This is a genomic window from Mesorhizobium sp. RSR380A (genome assembly GCF_054719385.1).
Genome location: NZ_JBTTIB010000001.1, coordinates 366,796 through 386,155, shown reverse-complemented (window position 1 = coordinate 386,155; position 19,360 = coordinate 366,796). Strand labels below are relative to the sequence as shown.

Annotated in this window: 15 protein-coding genes; 10 read left to right on the top strand and 5 right to left on the bottom strand. The window is 63.8% G+C overall.

The window, feature by feature from the left end; translation table 11 throughout:
* The first annotated feature begins 162 nt into the window (after positions 1-162).
* On the top strand, positions 163-2,136 hold the full coding sequence (thrS, locus tag ACYG9Z_RS01970; RefSeq protein ID WP_023667614.1) for a threonine--tRNA ligase: 1,974 nt from the start codon (positions 163-165) through the stop codon (positions 2,134-2,136).
* 85 nt (positions 2,137-2,221) lie between these two features.
* A complete protein-coding gene (locus ACYG9Z_RS01965; RefSeq protein WP_023695451.1) occupies positions 2,222-3,160 on the top strand; it encodes a lysophospholipid acyltransferase family protein in 939 nt (312 codons plus the stop codon).
* Between the two features lie 58 nt (positions 3,161-3,218).
* Here ACYG9Z_RS01965 and ACYG9Z_RS01960 read toward each other — a convergent pair whose 3' ends face one another.
* Positions 3,219-4,181 (bottom strand): hypothetical protein, encoded by a 963-nt coding sequence (locus ACYG9Z_RS01960; protein WP_023695450.1) that lies wholly within the window; start codon positions 4,179-4,181, stop codon positions 3,219-3,221.
* Positions 4,182-4,344: 163 nt separating this feature from the next.
* Here ACYG9Z_RS01960 and ACYG9Z_RS01955 point away from each other — a divergent pair, with 163 nt between their 5' ends.
* A complete protein-coding gene (locus tag ACYG9Z_RS01955) occupies positions 4,345-4,929 on the top strand; it encodes a nitroreductase family protein (RefSeq protein ID WP_023695449.1) in 585 nt (194 codons plus the stop codon).
* A 108-nt stretch (positions 4,930-5,037) separates the two neighbouring features.
* Complete coding sequence (locus tag ACYG9Z_RS01950) at positions 5,038-6,939, top strand: CASTOR/POLLUX-related putative ion channel (RefSeq protein WP_023751532.1); 1,902 nt, start codon at positions 5,038-5,040, stop codon at positions 6,937-6,939.
* Here the strand turns inward: ACYG9Z_RS01950 and ACYG9Z_RS01945 are convergent.
* Together ACYG9Z_RS01945 and ACYG9Z_RS01940 are read right to left on the bottom strand one after the other, a co-directional pair.
* Positions 6,936-7,811, bottom strand: a complete 876-nt coding sequence (locus ACYG9Z_RS01945; RefSeq protein ID WP_023751531.1) for an HpcH/HpaI aldolase/citrate lyase family protein — start codon at positions 7,809-7,811, stop codon at positions 6,936-6,938. The genes ACYG9Z_RS01950 and ACYG9Z_RS01945 overlap by 4 nt on opposite strands.
* Positions 7,811-8,323 (bottom strand): MaoC family dehydratase, encoded by a 513-nt coding sequence (locus ACYG9Z_RS01940; protein ID WP_460222903.1) that lies wholly within the window; start codon positions 8,321-8,323, stop codon positions 7,811-7,813. Before ACYG9Z_RS01940 ends, ACYG9Z_RS01945 begins: the two co-directional genes overlap by 1 nt.
* 91 nt (positions 8,324-8,414) lie before the next feature.
* Between ACYG9Z_RS01940 and ACYG9Z_RS01935 the strand changes: the two genes are divergently transcribed.
* The gene (locus tag ACYG9Z_RS01935; RefSeq protein WP_023751529.1) at positions 8,415-9,536 is read left to right on the top strand and encodes a DUF2336 domain-containing protein; all 1,122 of its coding nucleotides are present in this window, start codon (positions 8,415-8,417) and stop codon (positions 9,534-9,536) included.
* A gap of 4 nt (positions 9,537-9,540) precedes the next feature.
* Here ACYG9Z_RS01935 and ACYG9Z_RS01930 read toward each other — a convergent pair whose 3' ends face one another.
* A complete protein-coding gene (locus tag ACYG9Z_RS01930) occupies positions 9,541-11,610 on the bottom strand; it encodes an FUSC family protein (protein ID WP_023751528.1) in 2,070 nt (689 codons plus the stop codon).
* 102 nt (positions 11,611-11,712) lie between these two features.
* Positions 11,713-13,767, bottom strand: coding sequence for a DNA topoisomerase IV subunit B (gene parE / locus ACYG9Z_RS01925; RefSeq protein WP_023691142.1), 2,055 nt, complete (start codon positions 13,765-13,767; stop codon positions 11,713-11,715).
* Positions 13,768-14,025: 258 nt separating this feature from the next.
* Between parE and cpaB the strand changes: the two genes are divergently transcribed.
* The 5 genes from cpaB (at position 14,026) to ACYG9Z_RS01900 (ending at position 19,358) form a co-directional block, all read left to right on the top strand.
* On the top strand, positions 14,026-14,931 hold the full coding sequence (gene cpaB, locus ACYG9Z_RS01920; RefSeq protein ID WP_023681601.1) for a Flp pilus assembly protein CpaB: 906 nt from the start codon (positions 14,026-14,028) through the stop codon (positions 14,929-14,931).
* A gap of 78 nt (positions 14,932-15,009) precedes the next feature.
* Complete coding sequence (locus ACYG9Z_RS01915) at positions 15,010-16,410, top strand: type II and III secretion system protein family protein (protein WP_031193121.1); 1,401 nt, start codon at positions 15,010-15,012, stop codon at positions 16,408-16,410.
* A 4-nt stretch (positions 16,411-16,414) separates the two neighbouring features.
* The gene (locus tag ACYG9Z_RS01910; RefSeq protein ID WP_023681598.1) at positions 16,415-16,681 is read left to right on the top strand and encodes a hypothetical protein; all 267 of its coding nucleotides are present in this window, start codon (positions 16,415-16,417) and stop codon (positions 16,679-16,681) included.
* Between the two features lie 44 nt (positions 16,682-16,725).
* Entirely contained in the window at positions 16,726-17,940 is a 1,215-nt protein-coding gene (locus ACYG9Z_RS01905) for an AAA family ATPase (RefSeq protein ID WP_023681597.1), read from the top strand.
* A complete protein-coding gene (locus ACYG9Z_RS01900) occupies positions 17,937-19,358 on the top strand; it encodes a CpaF family protein (RefSeq protein WP_023667600.1) in 1,422 nt (473 codons plus the stop codon). Before ACYG9Z_RS01905 ends, ACYG9Z_RS01900 begins: the two co-directional genes overlap by 4 nt.
* Positions 19,359-19,360 lie beyond the last annotated feature (2 nt).

The window sequence follows — 19,360 nt, the reverse complement described above, 5'->3', positions numbered from 1 at the left end:
GACTGGCCTGCGACATCTGTCGCGCCATTTCCTGACACCTGCGCCAACGACGGCTCTTTACCTGATGCCGCGTGGCCTCTAAAACCCGCCCGCTGCCGGATGCCTCCGGCTTCACACCACGACCACCCGCGCTCGTTTGCGGGACTGGATAGGAGATACCCGATGCTGAATTCCGTTTCCCTGACATTTCCCGATGGCTCCGTCCGCGACTATGACGCGGCGATGACCGGTGCGGGCCTCGCCGAATCGATCTCGAAGTCGCTGGCCAAGAAGGCTGTCGCCTATGCCATCGACGGCACCGTTCGCGATCTTTCCGACCCGCTTGGCAAGTCCGGCAAGGTCGAGATCATCACCCGCAGCGATCCGCGCGCGCTGGAACTCATCCGTCATGATGCAGCACACGTGCTGGCGGAGGCCGTGCAGGAACTGTGGCCGGGAACGCAAGTGACCATCGGGCCGGTGATCGAGAACGGATTCTATTACGACTTCGCCCGCAACGAGCCGTTCACGCCTGACGATTTCCCGGTGATCGAAAAGAAGATGCGCGAGATCATTGCGCGTAACAAGCCGTTCACCAAGGAAGTCTGGTCGCGCGACAAGGCGAAAAAGGTCTTTGCCGAGAAGGGCGAGCGCTACAAGCTCGAGCTGATCGACGCCATTCCCGAAGACCAGGATCTCAAGATCTATTCCCAGGGTGACTGGTTCGACCTCTGCCGCGGCCCACACATGGCCTCCACCGGGCAGATCGGCAACGCCTTCAAGCTGATGAAGGTGGCCGGCGCCTATTGGCGTGGCGATTCGAACAACCCCATGCTGACCCGCATCTACGGCACGGCCTGGGCCGAGCAAGCTGAACTCGATGCCTACCAGACGATGCTGGAAGAGGCAGAGAAGCGCGACCACCGCAAACTCGGCCGCGAGATGGACCTGTTCCATTTCCAGGAAGAGGGGCCGGGCGTCGTCTTCTGGCACGCCAAGGGCTGGAAGATGTTCCAGAATCTGGTCAACTACATGCGCCGCCGCCTCGACGAGCAGGGCTACCAGGAGGTCAACGCACCGCAGGTTCTCGACAAGAGCCTGTGGGAGACGTCTGGCCACTGGGGCTGGTATCGCGATGCCATGTTCAAGGTGACGGTGGCCGGCGACGACACCGACGACGACCGCGTGTTCGCGCTGAAGCCGATGAATTGTCCGGGCCACGTGCAGATATTCAAGCATGGGTTGAAATCCTATCGCGATCTGCCCGTAAAGCTTGCGGAATTCGGCAATGTGCATCGTTACGAACCGTCCGGCGCCTTGCACGGGCTGATGCGCGTGCGCGGCTTCACGCAGGACGATGCGCACATCTTCTGCACCGAGGAGCAGCTGGCCGCGGAGTGCCTGCGCATCAACGATCTGATCCTGTCGACCTACGCCGATTTCGGCTTCGACGATGTCAGCGTGAAGCTGTCGACGCGGCCGGATAAGCGCGTCGGCACCGACGAGGCCTGGGATCATGCCGAGGCGATCATGGGCAACGTGCTGGATACAATCAGGACGCGCTCGGGAAACCGCATCAAGACCTCGATCAATCCGGGCGAGGGCGCTTTCTATGGGCCGAAATTCGAATATGTGCTGAAGGACGCCATCGGCCGCGAATGGCAGTGCGGCACCACGCAGGTCGACTTCAATCTGCCGGAACGCTTTGGCGCCTTCTACATAGGTTCGGATTCGGAAAAGAAGCAGCCGGTGATGGTGCATCGCGCCATCTGCGGTTCGATGGAACGCTTTCTCGGCATCCTGATCGAGCATTATTCCGGTCATTTCCCGCTGTGGTTCGCGCCGCTGCAGGTGGTTGTGGCGACGATCACCTCGGATGCTGACGACTATGCGCGAAAGGTCGTCGCACAGTTGAAGGCGGCAGGACTTTTGGCCGAACCGGATCTGCGCAACGAGAAGATCAACTACAAGGTGCGTGAGCATTCGCTGGCCAAGGTTCCTGTGATCCTCGTATGCGGCAAGCGCGAGGCGGAAGAGGAGACGGTCAACATCCGCCGGCTCGGCTCGCGCGATCAGGAATCGCTCAAGCTGGCCGACGCGCTGAAGCTGCTTTCCGACGAGGCTGTTTCGCCCGACCGAAGGCGCAGCGCGGCCTGAGCAATCAATATTTCGGAGAAATGGCGGTGGAGCGATCCACCGCCATTTTCACATGCCTGTCACGCCAACCTTGTAACGAGCCCCCATGCTCAAGCTGAAGATACGGGAAAGGCCGTTTCCCGAACTCTCCTACGCCAATGCGAGCCAGCCGGCGCTGACGCGCTGGTTCATCCATTCCATTGAAGGTCTGTCGGGGCGCGACCGGTATGCCGCGCTCTATGATTTCTGGCGCCGCCAGGTGGCGCCGACCGGCGAGCGCGTGTTCAGCCGCATGCTGGAGCTGATCGACGTCGAGGTGCGCAGCACCGATCGGTGGCCGCCGGCGGGGCTGCCGGACACGCCGCTGGTGATCGTAGCCAACCACCCGTTCGGCATTGGCGACGGCATTGCCGTGCTGTCGCTCGTCGAGCAGCTCGGGCGTCCGTTCCGCGTCATGATCCACAAGGATCTGCTGAAGATCCGCGAGATGGAACCGTATTCGCTGCCGATCGACTTTTCCGAGACCAAGGACGCGGTGAAGAACAACTTGGCGGTACGCCACGAGGCGGTGCGGCTGCTCAGGGAGGGCGTCACCATCGTCGTATTTCCGGCCGGCGGCGTCGCCACCGCGCCGAAAGGCTTTGGCCGGGCGCGCGACCTGCCGTGGAAGATGTTTCCGGCGCGCCTCGTGCAGGACGCCAAGGCGTCGGTGGTGCCGATGCATTTTTCCGGGCAGAACGGCCGGCTGTTCCATCTGGTCAGCGGCCCGATGAACATGGCGGAGCGCGAAGGAAGGGTGGCGAAATTCGTCGGCAAGGCGTCGCTGACGTTGCGCCTTTCAATGCTCATCCGCGAATTCGCGCGGCTGTCCGGCAAGACGATCGACGTGCGCGTCGGCAACCTGTTGAGCTGGGCCGAGCTGGAATCGCTGCGCGATCGCAAGGCGCTGCTTGAGCGTCTTCATCGCGGCGTCTTCGATCTGGCGCCCGACGCGCCGCGCGGCCGGGTCCACTTCCTGCAGCGCCGCCTGCGCAAGGCCGCCTGACGTAGCCCTGAACTACCACTTCAACTGAGGGCCAAACCGAGGCCAATGGGCGCGCCGGTCAGTCGGCGCCTTCCTCGGGATCGATGGCCGACGCCTCGGTGGCCAGGACCTCGATCTCCTGGTTCTGTCCGGCAACGACGGTGAAATCCTTCTGGTAGATGCGGTCGCGGTTCTTGGCGATGATGGTGTATTGGCCTTCGGCCAAGACCATCGAGGCGAAGGCGCCGACGGCCTCCTTGATCGGGTCGCCGGATTCGTTGAGCAGCGACCAGGATGTATCGGCGATGGCCTCGCCGCCGGTCTCGCGCACCAGCTTCATGGTCTCCTCCGCCGCGCGATGCTCGACGGTGGCTTCGGTCAGCTTGCCGGCTTCGACGCGGATGTCGGAGCGAATGACGGCATTGACCGCGCCATAGGTGGAGACGACATGATAAACGCCGGCGTTGAGCCGCACGACGCTGTTCGGCTCGACATCGGGAATGATCAAAGCGCGGTCGCCATTGGCCTCGGCGGTGCCCTCATAAATGGAGAAGCGCAGTTTTTTCGGCGGAATACGCACGCCGCCCGACAGCACCGCGTCGAGCTTGAGGCCGCCGGCATCGAGCACCAGGCTTTCGCGCCTGGCGTCCTTGCCGACGGTGATGCGCTTGGTGGCGCCGGCGCGTCCGTATGAGGCGTGGACCAGATAGCTGCCGGGTTCGAGCTGGAACACGGCGCTGCCGCCATGCGCGGAAGCCACCATCGGCAGCTTGCCGTCGCCGGCGGCCTCGGGCTTGAAGACGCGCCAGACGATGCCGCGCGTGATGTCGGCGCCCTTGTCGGTCAACTGGGCCGACAGCGTTATGGCGCCGCCGCCACCTAGTGCCAGCGGCGTCTCGCCCTTGGGCGGTGCATAGCTCGAAATATCGGGGAGTTTCAGATTGCCGATGCCGTCGGCATTCTGCGCCATGGCCATCGAGGCCGGCGCAAACAGCGCTACGGCGAGCCAAATCAGGAAAAGGCGCGATGTCCCCTCAAACATGCCTTGCGTTGAAGCCCAAGGCGGTGGCAATTTCAAGGCTTAAGAGTCCGATCCGCCTCGGCAACGGCTCTTTCGTCCGGCGCGTCCGCGCCAATGCACGAGCCGCCCCACCCGCAATGGCGCGCTTCAGCTCAAAATCGAGTGCTTTAGGAGACCTGGCCCCATGGCGTCGCCGATCATCGACTTCCTGCTGACCCGAAACTCCGCACCGATTCCTGAATTGAAGGAACCGGCGCCCAGCGATGGCGATATCGCGACCATGATCGCGGCTGCAAGCCGTGTGCCCGATCACGGCCGACTGGAGCCGTGGCGCTTCATCCTCTATCGCGGCGAGGCGCGACTCGAGATCGGCAGGAAGCTGGCGGCGCTCGCCGAACAGCGCGAAGGGCCGCTGCCGGAAAACCGCCGCAACCAGGAGCTGGCGCGGTTTTCCCGCGCGCCGCTGGTGATCGGCGTGGTGTCGGTTCCGAAGGACAATCCAAAAATCCCGCAATGGGAAATGTTCCTGTCCGGCGGCATGGCGGCGATGAACCTGATGATCGCAGCCAATGCGCTGGGCTATGGCACCAACATGATCAGCAACTGGTATTCCGACGTGGCGGAGGGCCGGGCGCTGCTGGGACTGGCGCCACAGGAACGTGTTGTCGGGTTTATCCATATTGGCTCCTATCAGGGACCGGCGCCGGAACGGCCGCGGCCCGATCCGGCAAAGCTCTATGCCGATTATGCGGGGCCGTGGAACGACTGACACCCGAAAGCGATTCCCCTTTATTTAAACACCGGCTAAGACAGCGGCTTCGGCGATGCGTTGGGGTCGGCGCATCGACCATGGGGAATATTGGGGGTTGCCGGCGACATGAAGAAACGAGACTCGCTGGGAACCCGGCTGCGCTACGGGTTTGACAAGAGCATGGCCGCCGGCCCGATCGCGCTGATCGGCTGGCTCGCAGTTGCTTCGCTGCTGATCATCATTGCCGCCGCGGCTTTCCTTGCGGTGACCCGCATTGCGCCGGAGGGCGGCGAGCCGTTGAACTTCTTCGAAGCATTCTGGGAATCGCTGATGCGCACGCTCGATTCCGGCACGATGGGCGGCGACACCGGCTGGGCCTTTCGTCTCGTCATGCTCTTTGTCACGCTCGCCGGCATCTTCGTCGTGTCGGCCCTCATCGGCGTGCTCAGCGCCGGCGTCGACAGCAAGCTCGATGAATTGCGCAAGGGCCGTTCGCGGGTGCTGGAGAGCGACCACACCATCATCCTCAACTGGTCGCCGTCGATCTTCGACGTCATCTCCGAACTCGTCATTGCCAATGCCAGCCGCCGCCATCCGCGCATTGTCGTCATGGCCAATATGGACAAGGTGGTGATGGAGGACGAGATCGCCGCCAAAGTCGGCAGACTGGGCAATACACGCATCATCTGCCGCAGCGGCGACCCGACCGACCTCTACGATCTGGCCATCGTCAACCCGCAGACCTCGCGCTCGATCATCGTGCTGTCGCCGGACGGCGACGACCCGGATTCGCAGGTGATCAAGACGGTGCTGGCGCTGGCCAACGACCCGAACCGGCGCACGGCGCCCTATAACATCGCCGCCGAGATCCGCGACGGAAAGAACGCCGAGGTCGCCCGCGTCGTCGGCGGGGCAGAGGTACAGCTTGTCCTGGCCGACCAGCTGATCTCGCGCATCGTCGTGCATTCGAGCCGGCAGTCGGGTCTCAGCGGCGTCTATTCGGAGCTGCTCGATTTCGACGGCTGCGAAATCTACACGACCGAGCAGCCTGATCTCACCGGCAAGACCTTCGGCGAGGCAGTGATGGCGTATGAGCATTGCGCGCTGATCGGGCTCTGCGACCAGCAGGGGCGCGTCAATCTCAACCCGCCGTCGGAGCTGGTAATCGGCAAGGACATGCGCGCCATCATCATTGCCGAGGACGATGCCGCCATCAAGCTGGGAAGCGCCGGAGCCAAGATCGATGCCGCGGCGATTCTTCGCCATCAGCCCATCGAGGCGAAGCCGGAGCGCACGCTGATCCTTGGCTGGAACCGGCGCGGTCCGATCATAACCTATGAACTGTCGCGCTACGTCGCACCTGGGTCAATCCTGACCATCGCCGCCGATACGCCTGGCCTCGAGCAGGAAGTTGCCGGACTGCCGGTCGTCGGCGACAATCTGGCGGTTTCCTGCCGCATCACCGACACGTCGAGCAGAACAGCACTGGCAAGTCTGGACGTGCCTTCTTACGACCACGTGCTCGTCCTCGGCTACAGCGAGACCATGGCAGCGCAGCCCGCCGATACGCGCACGCTGGTGACGCTGCTGCATTTGCGCAAAATCGCAGACGATGCCGGCACGCATATCTCGATCGTCAGCGAAATGATCGACGTGCGCAACCGCGAGTTGGCGGCGGTGACCAAGGCCGATGACTTCGTCGTCAGCAACCGGCTGGTCAGCCTGATGCTGGCGCAGGCATCGGAGAACCAGCATCTCGCCGCGATCTTCGATGACCTGCTCGACGAGGAGGGCTCCGAAATCTACATGCGTCCGGTCGGCGACTATGTCGCCATCGACCAGCCGGTGACGTTCTGGACGATCGCGGAATCGGCGCGGTTGCGCGGAGAGATCGCCATCGGGCACCGGCGCGTTCGCGCCGCGCAGAATGATGAGCGGGCTCTGGGCGGCGTCACCGTCAACCCGTTGAAGTCGCAAGCGCTGGCCTACCTGCCGGAGGACCGGGTCATCGTGCTGGCGCGGGACTAAACCCCGGCTGCCTTGGCGCGAGCCAGAAGCCGCTCGGCGAGCCTGAGATGCGGCCGGTCATACATCTTGCCGTCAATGCCGACCACGCCAGGATTTCCGGCCGCCTCGAAGGCCGCGACGATGGCCTGCGAGCGTTGCACTGCCTCCGCCGACGGTGTGAAGGCGGCGTTGATGACCGGCACTTGCGCCGGATGGATCGCCATCTTGCCGGTAAAGCCGTCACGCTCGGCCTCCGTGCATTCGGCTTCGAAGACGGCCATGTCGCGAAAGGCGGGGAAGACCGTGTCGATCGCCGCGACTTCGGCCGCGCCGGCGGCGAGGATGGTCATGGTGCGGGCATGGCGGAAGACATCGGTGTAGCGGCCGTTGTCGTCGCGCGCAGCCCGCGCACCGATCGCCGCGGACAGATCTTCGGCACCCCAGGTGAGGCCGGCAAGCCGGGCGCTTGCCCCGGCGTAGGTCGCGGCGGCCAGCAAACTGGCAGCCGTCTCGGTGATGATCGGCAGGATCTTGATCGCGCCATCCGGCAATCCGTTTTCGGCCTCATGCACGCGGAGCTTTACGGACAGCTGCTGAACATCCTGGCCGCTGTTCGACTTCGGCAGCATGATGCCGTCGGGCTTTGCAGGAACCAGCGCGGCCAGATCATCGTCGGTCAATCTGGTCGAGAGATCGTTGACGCGGACATAGATGGCGGAGCTTGTCTGCTGCCTGTTGCCGGCGATAAAGCGTGCCGCGATGTCGCGTGCCGCCGCCTTGTTTTGTGGCGCCACGGAATCCTCGAGATCGACGATGACCACGTCGGCGCCGGCGCCAAAGCCTTTGTCCAGCTTCTTTTCGGAATCACCGGGAACAAACAGCAGCGAGCGCATCAGGCCGCCTTTTTCATCATCATCGCCTGGCGCGTGCATTTGGCAACGAGCACATCGTTCTGATTGTAGGCGTGATGCTCGAACTCGACGATGCCGCGGTCCGGCTTCGATTTCGAGTCCCTGACTGAGATCACCGTCGTTTCGACACGGATGGTGTCGCCGTGGAAGACCGGGTGCGGAAACACCGTCTCCTTCATGCCGAGATTGGCAATTGTGGTGCCGACGGTGATGTCATTGACGGAAATGCCGATCATCAGGCCGAGCGTGAACAGCGAATTGACCAGCGGTCTGCCCCATTCGCTCTTGGCGGCGAAGTCGAAGTCGATGTGCAGCGGCTGCGGGTTCAGCGTCATCACCGAGAACAGCATGTTATCGCTTTCGGTGACGGTCTTGCGCAGCGTGTGCCGAAAGACATGTCCGACGACGAACTCTTCGAGATAAAGCCCGGGCATCGTTTTTCTCCTCCGCTGCCTGACGGTTGATAGGCGCTGCCCATGCCACCCGCAAGCCAGTTAATAAACATGGTGAACCGTTCGTAAACCATTTCTGCCTAGGGTCATTCCTGGGGCCGGAAGCTTTCCGGCAAGGGGCGTAGCAGGCAGTATGGTTGTCTCGCATTTTCTCAAATGGATCTACACCGCGAGAGTTTCGGAGCGCGCCGCGGCGGCAAGCGCGCTGGCCCGCGCCTACGTCAATTCCGACCTGCCTTTCGAAGACCGTTGCGCGGCCGAAGCGGCGCTGACGCTGCTGCTCGACGACGCCTCGTCGAAGGTGCGGCTGGCTATGGCCGAAGCGCTGTCGATGAGCCATCACGCGCCGCTGCAGATCATCAGCGCGCTTGCCTCCGATCAGCCGGAAGTGGCAGCCCTGGTGCTGGCGCGCTCCCCGCTGCTGACGGACGCCGACCTGATCGACCGCGTCGCGGCCGGGCACAAGGCGACGCAAAAACTGATCGCCGACCGGCCGGTCGTTTCGATGGCGGTTGCCGCGGCGATCGCCGAGATCGGCGAACCGGAAGCGTGTGCGGCGCTGCTCGCCAATGACGGCGCCGACATAGCCTCGCTCTCCTTCCGCCGCATCGCCGAGCGGCATGGCCATATCGCTCATTTGCGCGAGGCAATGGTCACGGATGTGCGGCTGCCGGCCGACTGCCGGCACATGCTGCTGGTCAAGCTCGGCGAAACGCTGAAGGCTTCGCCGCTGGTGATGGCGCTGATGGGGGCGGCCAGAGCCGAGCGCGTCACGCGCGATGCTTGCGTCAAGGCTTCGGTGCGGCTGGTCGAAGGCACGCGCGCGGAGGAACATGCGGCACTCATCGAACATCTGCGCCTGCGCGGCGACCTGACCGCAAGTTTCATCATCCGCACCATTGCCCACGGCAAGGTCGACTTTTTCGGCTCGGCCCTGGTCGCGCTCAGCCAGCAGTCGGAGCAGCGGGTGCGGGCCTTGCTCGCCGGCGGCCAGGACCTTGCGTTGCAGGCGCTGTTCCGCAGCGCCGGCCTTGCCGCTTCCACCCATGCCATCATCCTGCGCGCGCTCAAGATCTGGCGCGAAGTCGCCAACGGCAAGCGCCTCGCCGGCGTGCAGGAAGTCAGCTGGCTGATGCTGAAGGAACTCGGAGGTCAATCCACTGAGGGCGATCTCGCCGGCCTGGTCAAGTCGATCCATCTCGACGCGCTGCGGGAAAACGCGCGCGGGCATGCGCTGGCGATAGCCGCGGCCTGACGCCCTAGCCACGGCCCCTGGTGAAGAAATCCGGGAAATCCTCGATCGCGGCGGCGATGATGCGCAGCGAGGCTGCGATCTGCAGCATATCCGCACCGCCGCTGCGCTCTGAAAGGCTGGCTGCATATTGCCGGGCCACAGTGACAGTTGCTGTCTGTGGATCGCCGGTTGCGCGAAAGAGCAGTTCACGCGCGAGGCCGCGCAGGAAATTGGCGATCGAGAGCGCGGTGTCGGTAGGAGTGGACGGGCTCTGCTGCGCGGCGCGCAGACGCAGGATTTCAAGGCCGACGGTAACGGCGGCGACCCCGCCGCCCAGAATCGCATCGCCTTTCCTGCCGGCATTTTGCAAGAGCGGCATCAGCTGGTTGATGCGGTCATAGGCCAGGCTCTCGAAGGCCGAACGCCGCGGCACCCGCTCATGCAGGCACAGCCGCGCCAGATCCTCGCGCATGGCCCGCACGATGCGGTTGGCCGCGCGCCATGGATCCACCGGCAGCACCACGATGAAGACGCCGATCGCCAGCAGGATGCCGACCAGCACCGAGGCCGAGCCGGCGAAAAACGGGCCTGGGGCATAGGTCATCGCCTGATGCGGGCTGAGGAAGGCGAGGAAATTGATGGCAAAGGCCGTCGCCACGCCGACGGTGCGCGGATTGGCCATGCCCAGCGCCGTCGGTACCAGGATCGGCACGACAAACAGCGTGAACCAGCCGAAGCCGGGCAAAGCAGGCAGCGCGACCTGGCCGACAAGGAAGGCAAAGGGCAAAGCCAGCAGCGTTCCCTTGAAGAAGCCCCAGGACACCCGCACCGGGTCAGGCCGCGCGGCGAAAAGACTGGAGACGACGGCAACGAGGATGACGGTGCCGGCCGCGTCGGACCATTTCGTCGTCAGCCAGAAGGCGGCGACCGCCAACGTGGCAAGGCCGGCGCGTATGGCATTGCGCGAAGCCCCGGGATAATCGCGGTGCACCACCAGCGCAGGCGGCTGCCTGTTGCTCCGGCTGGGGCCCGTCACCGGTGCGCGCAGGGCGTCGAGGCCGCGCAGCACCTGCTTGAAGGCTTCGGCGAAATCGGCGGCGATGGTGAGGCGGGTTATGGTGCCGACCCTGTCGTCGCCCTGATCGGTCGAGGCGTCGGGCATTTGCCGGGCCTTGCCGGCAATCGCGTCGAGCCGCGTCACCCAGGGCGACGTGTCGTCCAGCGCCTCGGGCGTCGCTGCCAGCTCGCTGACCAACGACTGCAGTTCGGAGCGTACCGGAATGAGCGCTGCGTTTTTCGGCGCGGCATGCGAATGCAGCGCGCGCGCCGCCGACAGCGCCGAGAGAAGCTGACCGATGGTTAGGCGGACCGGATGGGCGCGGGTGGCGAAGCTCGGTGCTTCGAGCCGGGCATAGGCGCGCATCTCGGCCAGCATCTGGGCGTCGGTGATCAGCTTGCGGTGCAGGCCGGCCAGCGTCGCCGGGTCGCCACCGGAAAAAGCGCCGCCTGCATAGGTTGCAAGGTCGAGGATGCTGCGCTTCAGCCTGGAGATAATGGCGTCAGCGGCCAGCTTGGGCAGGATCAGCCGGCTGGTCAGGCCGGCGCAGACGATGCCGAGCACGATCTCGGCGCAGCGCGCGACAGCGAGATCGACGACCACGTGCGGCTGGCCGAAAGCCGGCAGCCCAATGATCATCGCGGTATAGCCGGCAAGTGCGGCGCCATAGGCTTCCGGATTGCGCAGCAGCGACGAAACCAGCGTGCACAGCCCAATCCAGACGGATAGCGCCGTGACCAGCAGCCAGGGATTGGTGCCGAAAACCGAGGTGATGCCGATCGCCGCAAGTCCACCGGCCAGCGTGCCGAGCAGCCGGTAAAAACCTTTCGCCAGCACCATGCCGGCGACCGGCTGGGCGACGATGAAGACCGTCATCATCGCCCATTGCGGGTGGTCGAGTTTCAACGCGTAAGCAGCGAGAAGCGCGATCAGACCGGCCGAAACCGTGCGCAGGGCGAAAATCCAATCCGAGCGCGTCGGCTGCGTCAGGCCCGCCAAACTGGTTTCGAAGTAGCTCTTCAGCCGCGCCCGGATCACAAGCTGGTCTCCGTATCGGAAGTGCAGGCTAGAGCAATTCCAGGAAAAGTTTGAAACGGTTTTCCGCCCGGAACTGCGTCAAAACGAAGAGTTGGCCAGCGCTCAGATATCCAGCACTTCCGTCGCGGCGAATTCGGCGCGTTCCTGGATGAAGCGGAAGCGGGCTTCCGGCTTGGTGCCCATCAGCGCGTCGACAGCATCCTTGGTCGCGGCCACGGCGTCGATGACATCGACCCTGAGCAGCGTGCGCTTCCTCGGGTCCATGGTGGTTTCCTTGAGCTGCGCGGCCATCATCTCGCCCAGGCCCTTGAAGCGGCCGATCTCGACCTTGGCGCGGCCGGTGAATTCGGTGCGCAACAGCTCGTCCTTGTGCGCATCGTCCCTGGCATAGGCAACCTTGCCGCCTTGCCGGATCGAATAGAGCGGCGGCACCGCCAGATAGAGATGGCCGCCATTCACCAGATTCGGCATTTCCTGGTAGAAGAAGGTGATCAGCAGCGAGGCTATGTGAGCGCCGTCGACGTCGGCGTCGGTCATGATGATCACGCGGTCGTAGCGCAAATCCTCGTCGCGGTATTTCGAGCGCGTGCCGCAGCCGAGCGCCTGAATCAGGTCCGAAATCTGCTGGTTGGCGGCTAGCTTGTCGTTGCCGGCGCTGGCGACGTTGAGGATTTTTCCGCGCAGCGGCAGCACCGCCTGGCTGGCGCGGTCGCGCGCCTGCTTGGCCGAGCCGCCGGCCGAGTCGCCTTCGACGATGAACAGTTCGGCGCCCGCGGCGGCATTCTGCGTGCAGTCGGCGAGCTTGCCGGGAAGGCGCAGCTTGCGCACCGCGCTCTTGCGCGACACTTCCTTTTCCTGGCGCCGGCGCACCCGCTCGTCGGCGCGCGCAATCACCCATTCCAGCAGCTTGGAGGCTTCCTGCGGATTGTCGGCCAGCCAGTGGTCGAAGGGATCGCGGATGGCGGTCTCGACAATGCGAATGGCTTCGATCGTTGCCAGCCTGTCCTTGGTCTGGCCGACGAATTCCGGCTCGCGAATAAACACCGACAGCATGCCTGCCGCCGAGATCATCACGTCTTCGGAGGTGACGATCGAGGCGCGCTTGTTGCCGACCAGGTCGGCATAGGCCCGAAGCCCGCGCGTCAGCACATTGCGAAAGCCGGCCTCATGCGTGCCGCCTTCGCCGGTCGGGATGGTGTTGCAGTAGGAGTTGACGAAGCCGTCACCGCCGAACCAGGTCACCGCCCATTCCAGCGAACCGTGGCCGCCCTGCTTCTCGCTCTTGCCGGCGAAGATTTCGCGGGTCACCTGGAAATCATCGCCGAGCGATGCCTTGAGATAGTCCTTCAAGCCGCCGGGGAAATGGAACTCCGCCTTGGCCGGCGTCTGGTCCTTTTCCTTGATCAGCGATGGGTCGCAGCTCCAGCGGATCTCGACGCCGCCGAACAGATAGGCTTTCGAGCGGGTCATGCGATAGAGCCGCGCCGGCTCGAAGGCGGCGCCCTTGCCGAAAATCTGCTCGTCGGGATGGAAGCGGATTTTGGTGCCGCGCCGGTTGTGCACTTCGCCGAGCTGCTCCAGCCCGCTCACCGGAACGCCGCGCGAGAACCTTTGGCGGTAAAGCTGGCGACCGCGCGCGACCTCGACTTCGAGATGGTCCGACAGCGCATTGACGACCGAGACGCCGACACCGTGCAGACCGCCGGAGGTCTCATAAACCTTGCTATCGAACTTGCCGCCCGAATGCAGCGTCGTCATAATGACTTCGAGCGCCGGCTTCTTGAATTTCGGATGCGGATCGACCGGAATGCCGCGGCCATTGTCGGTGACGGTCAGAAACCCGTCGGCCGACAGCTCGACATCGATGAAAGTGGCATGGCCGGCGACCGCCTCGTCCATCGAATTATCGATGACCTCGGCAAACAGATGGTGCATCGCCTTGTCGTCGGTGCCGCCAATATACATGCCGGGACGGCGCCGCACCGGCTCCAGCCCCTCCAGCACCTCGATGTCGGCGGCGCTATAGCCCTCGCTGCCGTCCTTGGTCGCGGCAGGACGCTTCGTGGCCTGCACCAGCGGGTCGGCCGGGCGCGAAGGTGTCCGAGCCGGTTGGGGCTGCTTTTCCAGATTGCCGAAAAGATCGTTGTTGTCGTCCATGCCTGCCATAGAATCCGGTGCCGCGAATCACCCGTCGATACTGCCACGCTTTTCGGCGCCAAGCGACGGAAGTTCCTGTTACGTTCGGGGATTTAACCCCTTCTTATCCTAAAACCTTTCGATAACCAAGCCGGCGGAAATAGGTCCGTGCGGAGCCGCTGGGATTCCTGAATCTTTAACAAAGCGGCCTAGCGTCGCCCCAACAAAACAAAAGACCACGAGAGTCAGGGGTTGGTTGTGAGGGGCAAGGCCATAACGATGATTGGCATCGCTGCCGTCTTCGGCGCGATTTCAATCTTTGCCGCGGATTTCTGGGTGAAAAGCCAGGCCAAGGCCGATGCCGAAGAGAAAACGGCGTCGATCCCGGCGCCCGCCGTCCCCAAGGTTGTCTTCAAGACCATCGTGGTGGCCAACGCGCCGCTGCGTTACGGCATGGAGCTTGACCGGGCGCAGCTCAGCGAAATCCCATGGTCCGAGGATTCGGTGCCGCAGGGCGCGTTCACCACAGTCAATGCATTGCTCGCCGAAGGCAGCCGCGTGGTATTGTCGCCGATCGAGATCAACGAGCCGGTGCTGATCAGCAAATTGTCGGGGCCGAACGGCCGCGCGACGCTGTCCAACATGATGACGCCCGGCATGCGGGCGGTGACAATCCGCACCGACGAGATCGCCGGTGTCGGCGGCTTCGTCATGCCGGGCGACCGGGTCGACGTGGTGCTGACACGCGATGCGGGCGAAATCCAGGAAGTGGCCAAGAACGCGCAGGGCGCTGCCGGATCGACCGTTACCTCCGAGATCGTCGTCTCCGACGCCAAGGTGCTGACCGTGGGGCAGGGCGCCGACGAGCGCCAGACCACACCGCAGATCGCCAATTCCGTGACCATCGAGGTGACGACCGAAGGCGCGCAGAAAGTGGCGCTTGCCCGCACCGTCGGCACCTTGTCGCTGTCGCTCCGCTCGGCCGCCGACGGTGGTGCCGCCAAGGACGGCGTCACCACCATCTCGTCCTTCGGCGGATCGGTCGCCTCCGGCGTCCAGGCCGCTGCCGGCGCGCTGTTCACTGCCGCGACCAAGGAGCCTGAGAAGCCGAAATTCAAGACGATCATCGTGACGCGCGGCACGCAGGTCGAAGAATACCAGGTTCCTGCGCGGGACCAGCAATAACTGCCGGTGGGAACCGGGCGAAGGACGGGACAGATGTCGGGACTTCATGCATTTCAGACGACGAAAGGGCTGCGCCCAATGCGGGCGCTTGCGGTGGGGGCTTGCCTTGCCGCGGCCGTAATGCTCGGCCTCAGCGCGCCAGCCAAGGCCGACAACGATATAGTCCATGTCTCGTCGACAACGAATGCGTCGATCAAGGTGGCCAAGGGCAAGCCGAAGACGGTCATGACCAATGCCGCCTTCTACCAGATCGTCATCGGCGATCCGGAGATCGCCAACGTCAATCCGCTGACCGACAAATCCTTCTATGTGCTGGGCAACAATCTCGGCACCACCGGCATCGCGCTGTTCGACGAGAACAAGCAGCTGGTCGGCACCGTAGACATCGAGGTGACGCTGGACACCGACCAGCTGGCCAGCACCATTCGCGCCAGCGTGCCGGACGCCAAGATCAAGGTCGGCTCGGCCAATGGCCGCGTCGTGCTGTCGGGCGAGGCCGATGACGCGGTCGCCGCCGAGAAGGCAAGCAAGATCGCCAGCCGCTTCTCCGGCAATGAGGAAGTGATCAATTCGGTCAACATCTCGTCCTCGCAGCAGGTTCAGCTCAACGTCCGCTTCGTCGAGATCAATCGCCAGGCCGGACAGGATCTCGGCGCCAAATACAGCGCCAATTTTGCTTACGGCATTGGCGGGCGCGACGTCACCATCGAGCCGGGCTCGGTGCCGGGAGCCGGCAATGGCGAGATCATCGGCCGGCTGCTGTCCAACGGCCTGTCGATCGACGTCGCCATCAAGGCGCTGGAGGAACGTGGCCTTGCCCGGCGGCTGGCAGAGCCGAACCTGATCGCCCGCTCGGGCCAGACGGCAAGCTTCCTCGCCGGCGGCGAGTTCCCGATCCCGGTCTCCGAGGACAATGGCAAGATTTCCGTCAGCTACAAGAAATACGGCGTCAGCCTCGACTTCACGCCGACGGTTCTCAAGGACGGGCTGGTCAGCCTTGACATCGCGCCGGAAGTGTCCTCGATCGATGCTTCGGCCTCCTACAATATCGGCAATATCTCGGTGCCGGGCTTTATCGTGCGCCGCGCCAGGACATCGGTCGACCTGAAGAACGGCCAGAGCTTCATGATCGCCGGCCTGCTGCAGTCACAGAACGACATCACCACGTCGCGTCTTCCCGGCCTCGGCAAGCTGCCGGTGCTCGGCTCGCTGTTCTCCTCCAAATCATATCAGCGGCGCGAGACCGATCTGGTGATCATCGTCACCCCCTATCTGGTCAAGCCGGTCGATCCGTCGAAGAAGCTGCTCGAGCCGACCGACGGCACGCAGCCGGCCAGCAATGTCGACTATTTCCTAAACAACACCGAGGAAGTGAAATCGTCCGACGCCAATCGTGCAGTGGCAATGGCCAGCGGCAGTACGGCACAGCCGGCCGCGGTCACCACCGTCGGGCATTTCCTCGACCTGCCGAAGGATTGAAGCCATGCGCGTGGAACCATGCATCGCCCTGCTGCTCGCCGGCCTCGCCAGCGGCTGCACCAGCGACGACTATATCCGCTCCGAGGGACCGACGATGGCGGCCGGCAACGCACAGGCCGCCAATACGGCCATGCAGATGGTCGATCCCTGGAAATACGGCGTCCAGAACACCAGGCTGCTGGTGCCGGCGCAGCGCAGTGAGGCGGCGGTCAACGCCGCCGACCAGGCTGCTGCCGCCAAGGCAGTGCAACCGACAGCGACAACCGATTGATTTGCCCGGTGATTTGACCGGGAATGACCTGACAGGCTGACAAAATGGCAAGCGGCATAAAGACCAAGAAAATCCTGCTGGTGTCCAGCGACCGGACCTTTGTGCAGGATACGCGCACCGCGTTCGCGGCTTCGGAGGTGATCCAGCTTTCTACCGTTGAGAAGAACATTACCGAACTGCGCGGCGAGGTCCAGGAAGCCGATTTCGGCGCGCTCATCGTCGACATGGATGCGGCAAAGCTGGAAGAGATCGAGTCGCTGCAGCGCATCATGCGCCGGCTTGAAGGCCGCGTTCCGGTGGTCGTCGTCACCCAGGAATTCAACGCAGCCGCGGTGCGTATCCTGGTGCAGCTCCAGGTCGCCGATTTCCTGGTCAAGCCGATCACCACCGCCGATCTGGTGCGGTCGGTCGTGCGCGCGCTGCAAGGGCCGGGGCGCGAGGAAAACACCGAGTCGCAGATCTATACCTTCATGCCGGCCGCCGGCGGCGTCGGCACCACGACGCTGGCGCTGCAGACCGCCTTCCAGCTGCATCATTCGGTGACGCGCGGCGCGTCGACCTGCGTGGTCGACCTCAACTTCCAGCAAGGCGCCTGCGCCGAATATCTCGACCTCGAGCCGCGCTTCGACATCACCGAAATCGAGAACCAGCCCGAGCGCCTCGACCGTCAGCTGCTGGACGTGATGCTGTCCAAGCATGCGAGCGGGCTCTGCGTGCTGGCGGCGCCAACGCATCCGTCGGAAATGCGCTCGTTCAAGACCGATGTCGTGGTGCGCATGCTCGATCTCGTCTCGGCCTATTTCGACAACGTCGTCATCGACATGCCGCGCACCTGGTTTCCGTGGACGGAGACGGTGCTGCTCGGCTCCAACAAGCTCTACATCGTCGCTGAAATGACGGTGCCATGCCTGCGCCATACGCAGCGGCTGATCCAGGCGGTCTACGAGACGGCAGGCAAGGAAGTGAAGCCGAACGTGATCGTCAACCGTTTCGAGCAGAAGATGTTCGACAACGGCATCAAGCAGGCGGATGTTCAGGAAATCCTGGGCGAGCATTTCGTCGGCGGCATCTCCAACAATTACCGGCTTGTGCGTGAAGCGGTCGACCGCGGCGTGCCGCTGCATGAGATCGACCCGAACGCCAATGTCGTCAACGATCTGAAGAGGATCATCCTGCCGGAAGAAGCCGTGGTGACGCCGGAGAAATCGCGCTCGCTGTTCGGCATCGGCAGGGGCCTCCTGAAGAGGAAAGCCGGATGACCAGCCGCTTCTCGACCCTGCAGAACCGTGACGTCCGCGCGCTGAAACCGGCCGAGGCGGCGCCGGTCGCGCATCACGCCGTGGTCATCCCGACGAACCGCAAGGCCTTGCCGCCGAAGCCGGAGACAACACCGGGAAAAAGCGCCAACAAGGTGCTCGATGCCCGCGTGCGCATCCACCGGCTGCTGCTCGAGGAAATCAACCTGGTCGCGCTGGAGCGCCTGCCCAAGGATGAGATGCGCCGGCAGGTGCAGGAGTTCGTGTCGGAAAAGACCCGCCAGGAGCGTATGGCGATCAACACCGTCGAACTTGAAGCGCTGGTCGATGACATCGTCGATGAGATGGTCGGCCTCGGCCCGCTGGAACCGCTGCTCAAGGACCCCGACATCAACGACATCCTGATCAACGGCCACCAGAACTGCTTCGTCGAAAAACGGGGCAAGCTGCAGCAGGTCCATATCCCGTTCAAGGACGAGGCGCATCTGTTGCGCATCGTCAACAAGATCGTCGCCGCCGTCGGCCGCCGGGTCGACGAATCGCAACCGATGGTCGATGCCCGCATGCTCGACGGCTCGCGCTTCAACGCCGCCATTCGCCCGGTCGCCGTCGACGGGCCGCTGGTGTCGATCCGCAAGTTTTCAAAGAACAAGCTCGGCCTGCACAAGCTGGTCGAGTTCGGCGCCATCACCCAGAATATGGCCGAGGTGCTGGCGGCGGCAGTCCACGCCCGCAAGACGACCATCATCTCGGGCGGCACCGGCACCGGCAAGACGACGATGCTCAACGCATTGTCAGCCTTCATTCCGGAAGACGAACGGTTGATCACCATCGAGGACGCGGCCGAACTGCAGCTGCAGCAGCCGCATGTCGCGCGCATGGAAACGCGCCCCGCCAACATCGAAGGTCATGGCGAGCTGAAGCAGCGCGACCTGGTCAAGAACGCGCTGCGCATGCGCCCTGACCGCGTCATCCTCGGCGAGTGCCGCGGCGAGGAGGCCTTCGACATGCTGCAGGCGATGAACACCGGCCATGAAGGCTCGATGGCGACCATCCACGCCAACACGCCGCGCGACGCCATTTCGCGCCTCGAGCAGATGCTGGGCATGACCGGCATGCCGATGACGGTGCAGTCGATCCGCAGCCAGATCGCCAGCGCGCTCGACCTTATCGTCCAGCTGACGCGACTGTCGGACGGCAAGCGCAAGGTGACCAGCGTCGCCGAGGTGACCGGCATGGAAGGGGACGTCATCCAGATGCAGGAGATATTCCGCTTCGTGCGCACTGGCATGGAGGCCGACGGCAAGATCCTCGGTCACTACGAGGCGACCGGCATTCGCCCGCGTTTCCTCGAGGACCTGCGCAATATGGGCATTGAATTCCCCGGCAAATATTTCGAACCCGGCCGGCCGCAGGAGTAGCC

Bases quoted from the DNA above. Each gene is read 5' to 3' on its own strand.
- ACYG9Z_RS01905 (WP_023681597.1), top strand. From the start codon at position 16,726: ATGGCAAGCGGCATAAAGACCAAGAAAATCCTGCTGGTGTCCAGCGAC.
- ACYG9Z_RS01935 (WP_023751529.1), top strand. From the start codon at position 8,415: ATGGTTGTCTCGCATTTTCTCAAATGGATCTACACCGCGAGAGTTTCG.
- ACYG9Z_RS01960 (WP_023695450.1), bottom strand. From the start codon at position 4,181: ATGTTTGAGGGGACATCGCGCCTTTTCCTGATTTGGCTCGCCGTAGCG.
- cpaB (WP_023681601.1), top strand. From the start codon at position 14,026: ATGATTGGCATCGCTGCCGTCTTCGGCGCGATTTCAATCTTTGCCGCG.
- parE (WP_023691142.1), bottom strand. From the start codon at position 13,767: ATGGACGACAACAACGATCTTTTCGGCAATCTGGAAAAGCAGCCCCAA.
- thrS (WP_023667614.1), top strand. From the start codon at position 163: ATGCTGAATTCCGTTTCCCTGACATTTCCCGATGGCTCCGTCCGCGAC.
- ACYG9Z_RS01915 (WP_031193121.1), top strand. From the start codon at position 15,010: ATGCGGGCGCTTGCGGTGGGGGCTTGCCTTGCCGCGGCCGTAATGCTC.
- ACYG9Z_RS01965 (WP_023695451.1), top strand. From the start codon at position 2,222: ATGCTCAAGCTGAAGATACGGGAAAGGCCGTTTCCCGAACTCTCCTAC.
- ACYG9Z_RS01955 (WP_023695449.1), top strand. From the start codon at position 4,345: ATGGCGTCGCCGATCATCGACTTCCTGCTGACCCGAAACTCCGCACCG.
- ACYG9Z_RS01950 (WP_023751532.1), top strand. From the start codon at position 5,038: ATGAAGAAACGAGACTCGCTGGGAACCCGGCTGCGCTACGGGTTTGAC.
- ACYG9Z_RS01900 (WP_023667600.1), top strand. From the start codon at position 17,937: ATGACCAGCCGCTTCTCGACCCTGCAGAACCGTGACGTCCGCGCGCTG.
- ACYG9Z_RS01945 (WP_023751531.1), bottom strand. From the start codon at position 7,811: ATGCGCTCGCTGCTGTTTGTTCCCGGTGATTCCGAAAAGAAGCTGGAC.
- ACYG9Z_RS01910 (WP_023681598.1), top strand. From the start codon at position 16,415: ATGCGCGTGGAACCATGCATCGCCCTGCTGCTCGCCGGCCTCGCCAGC.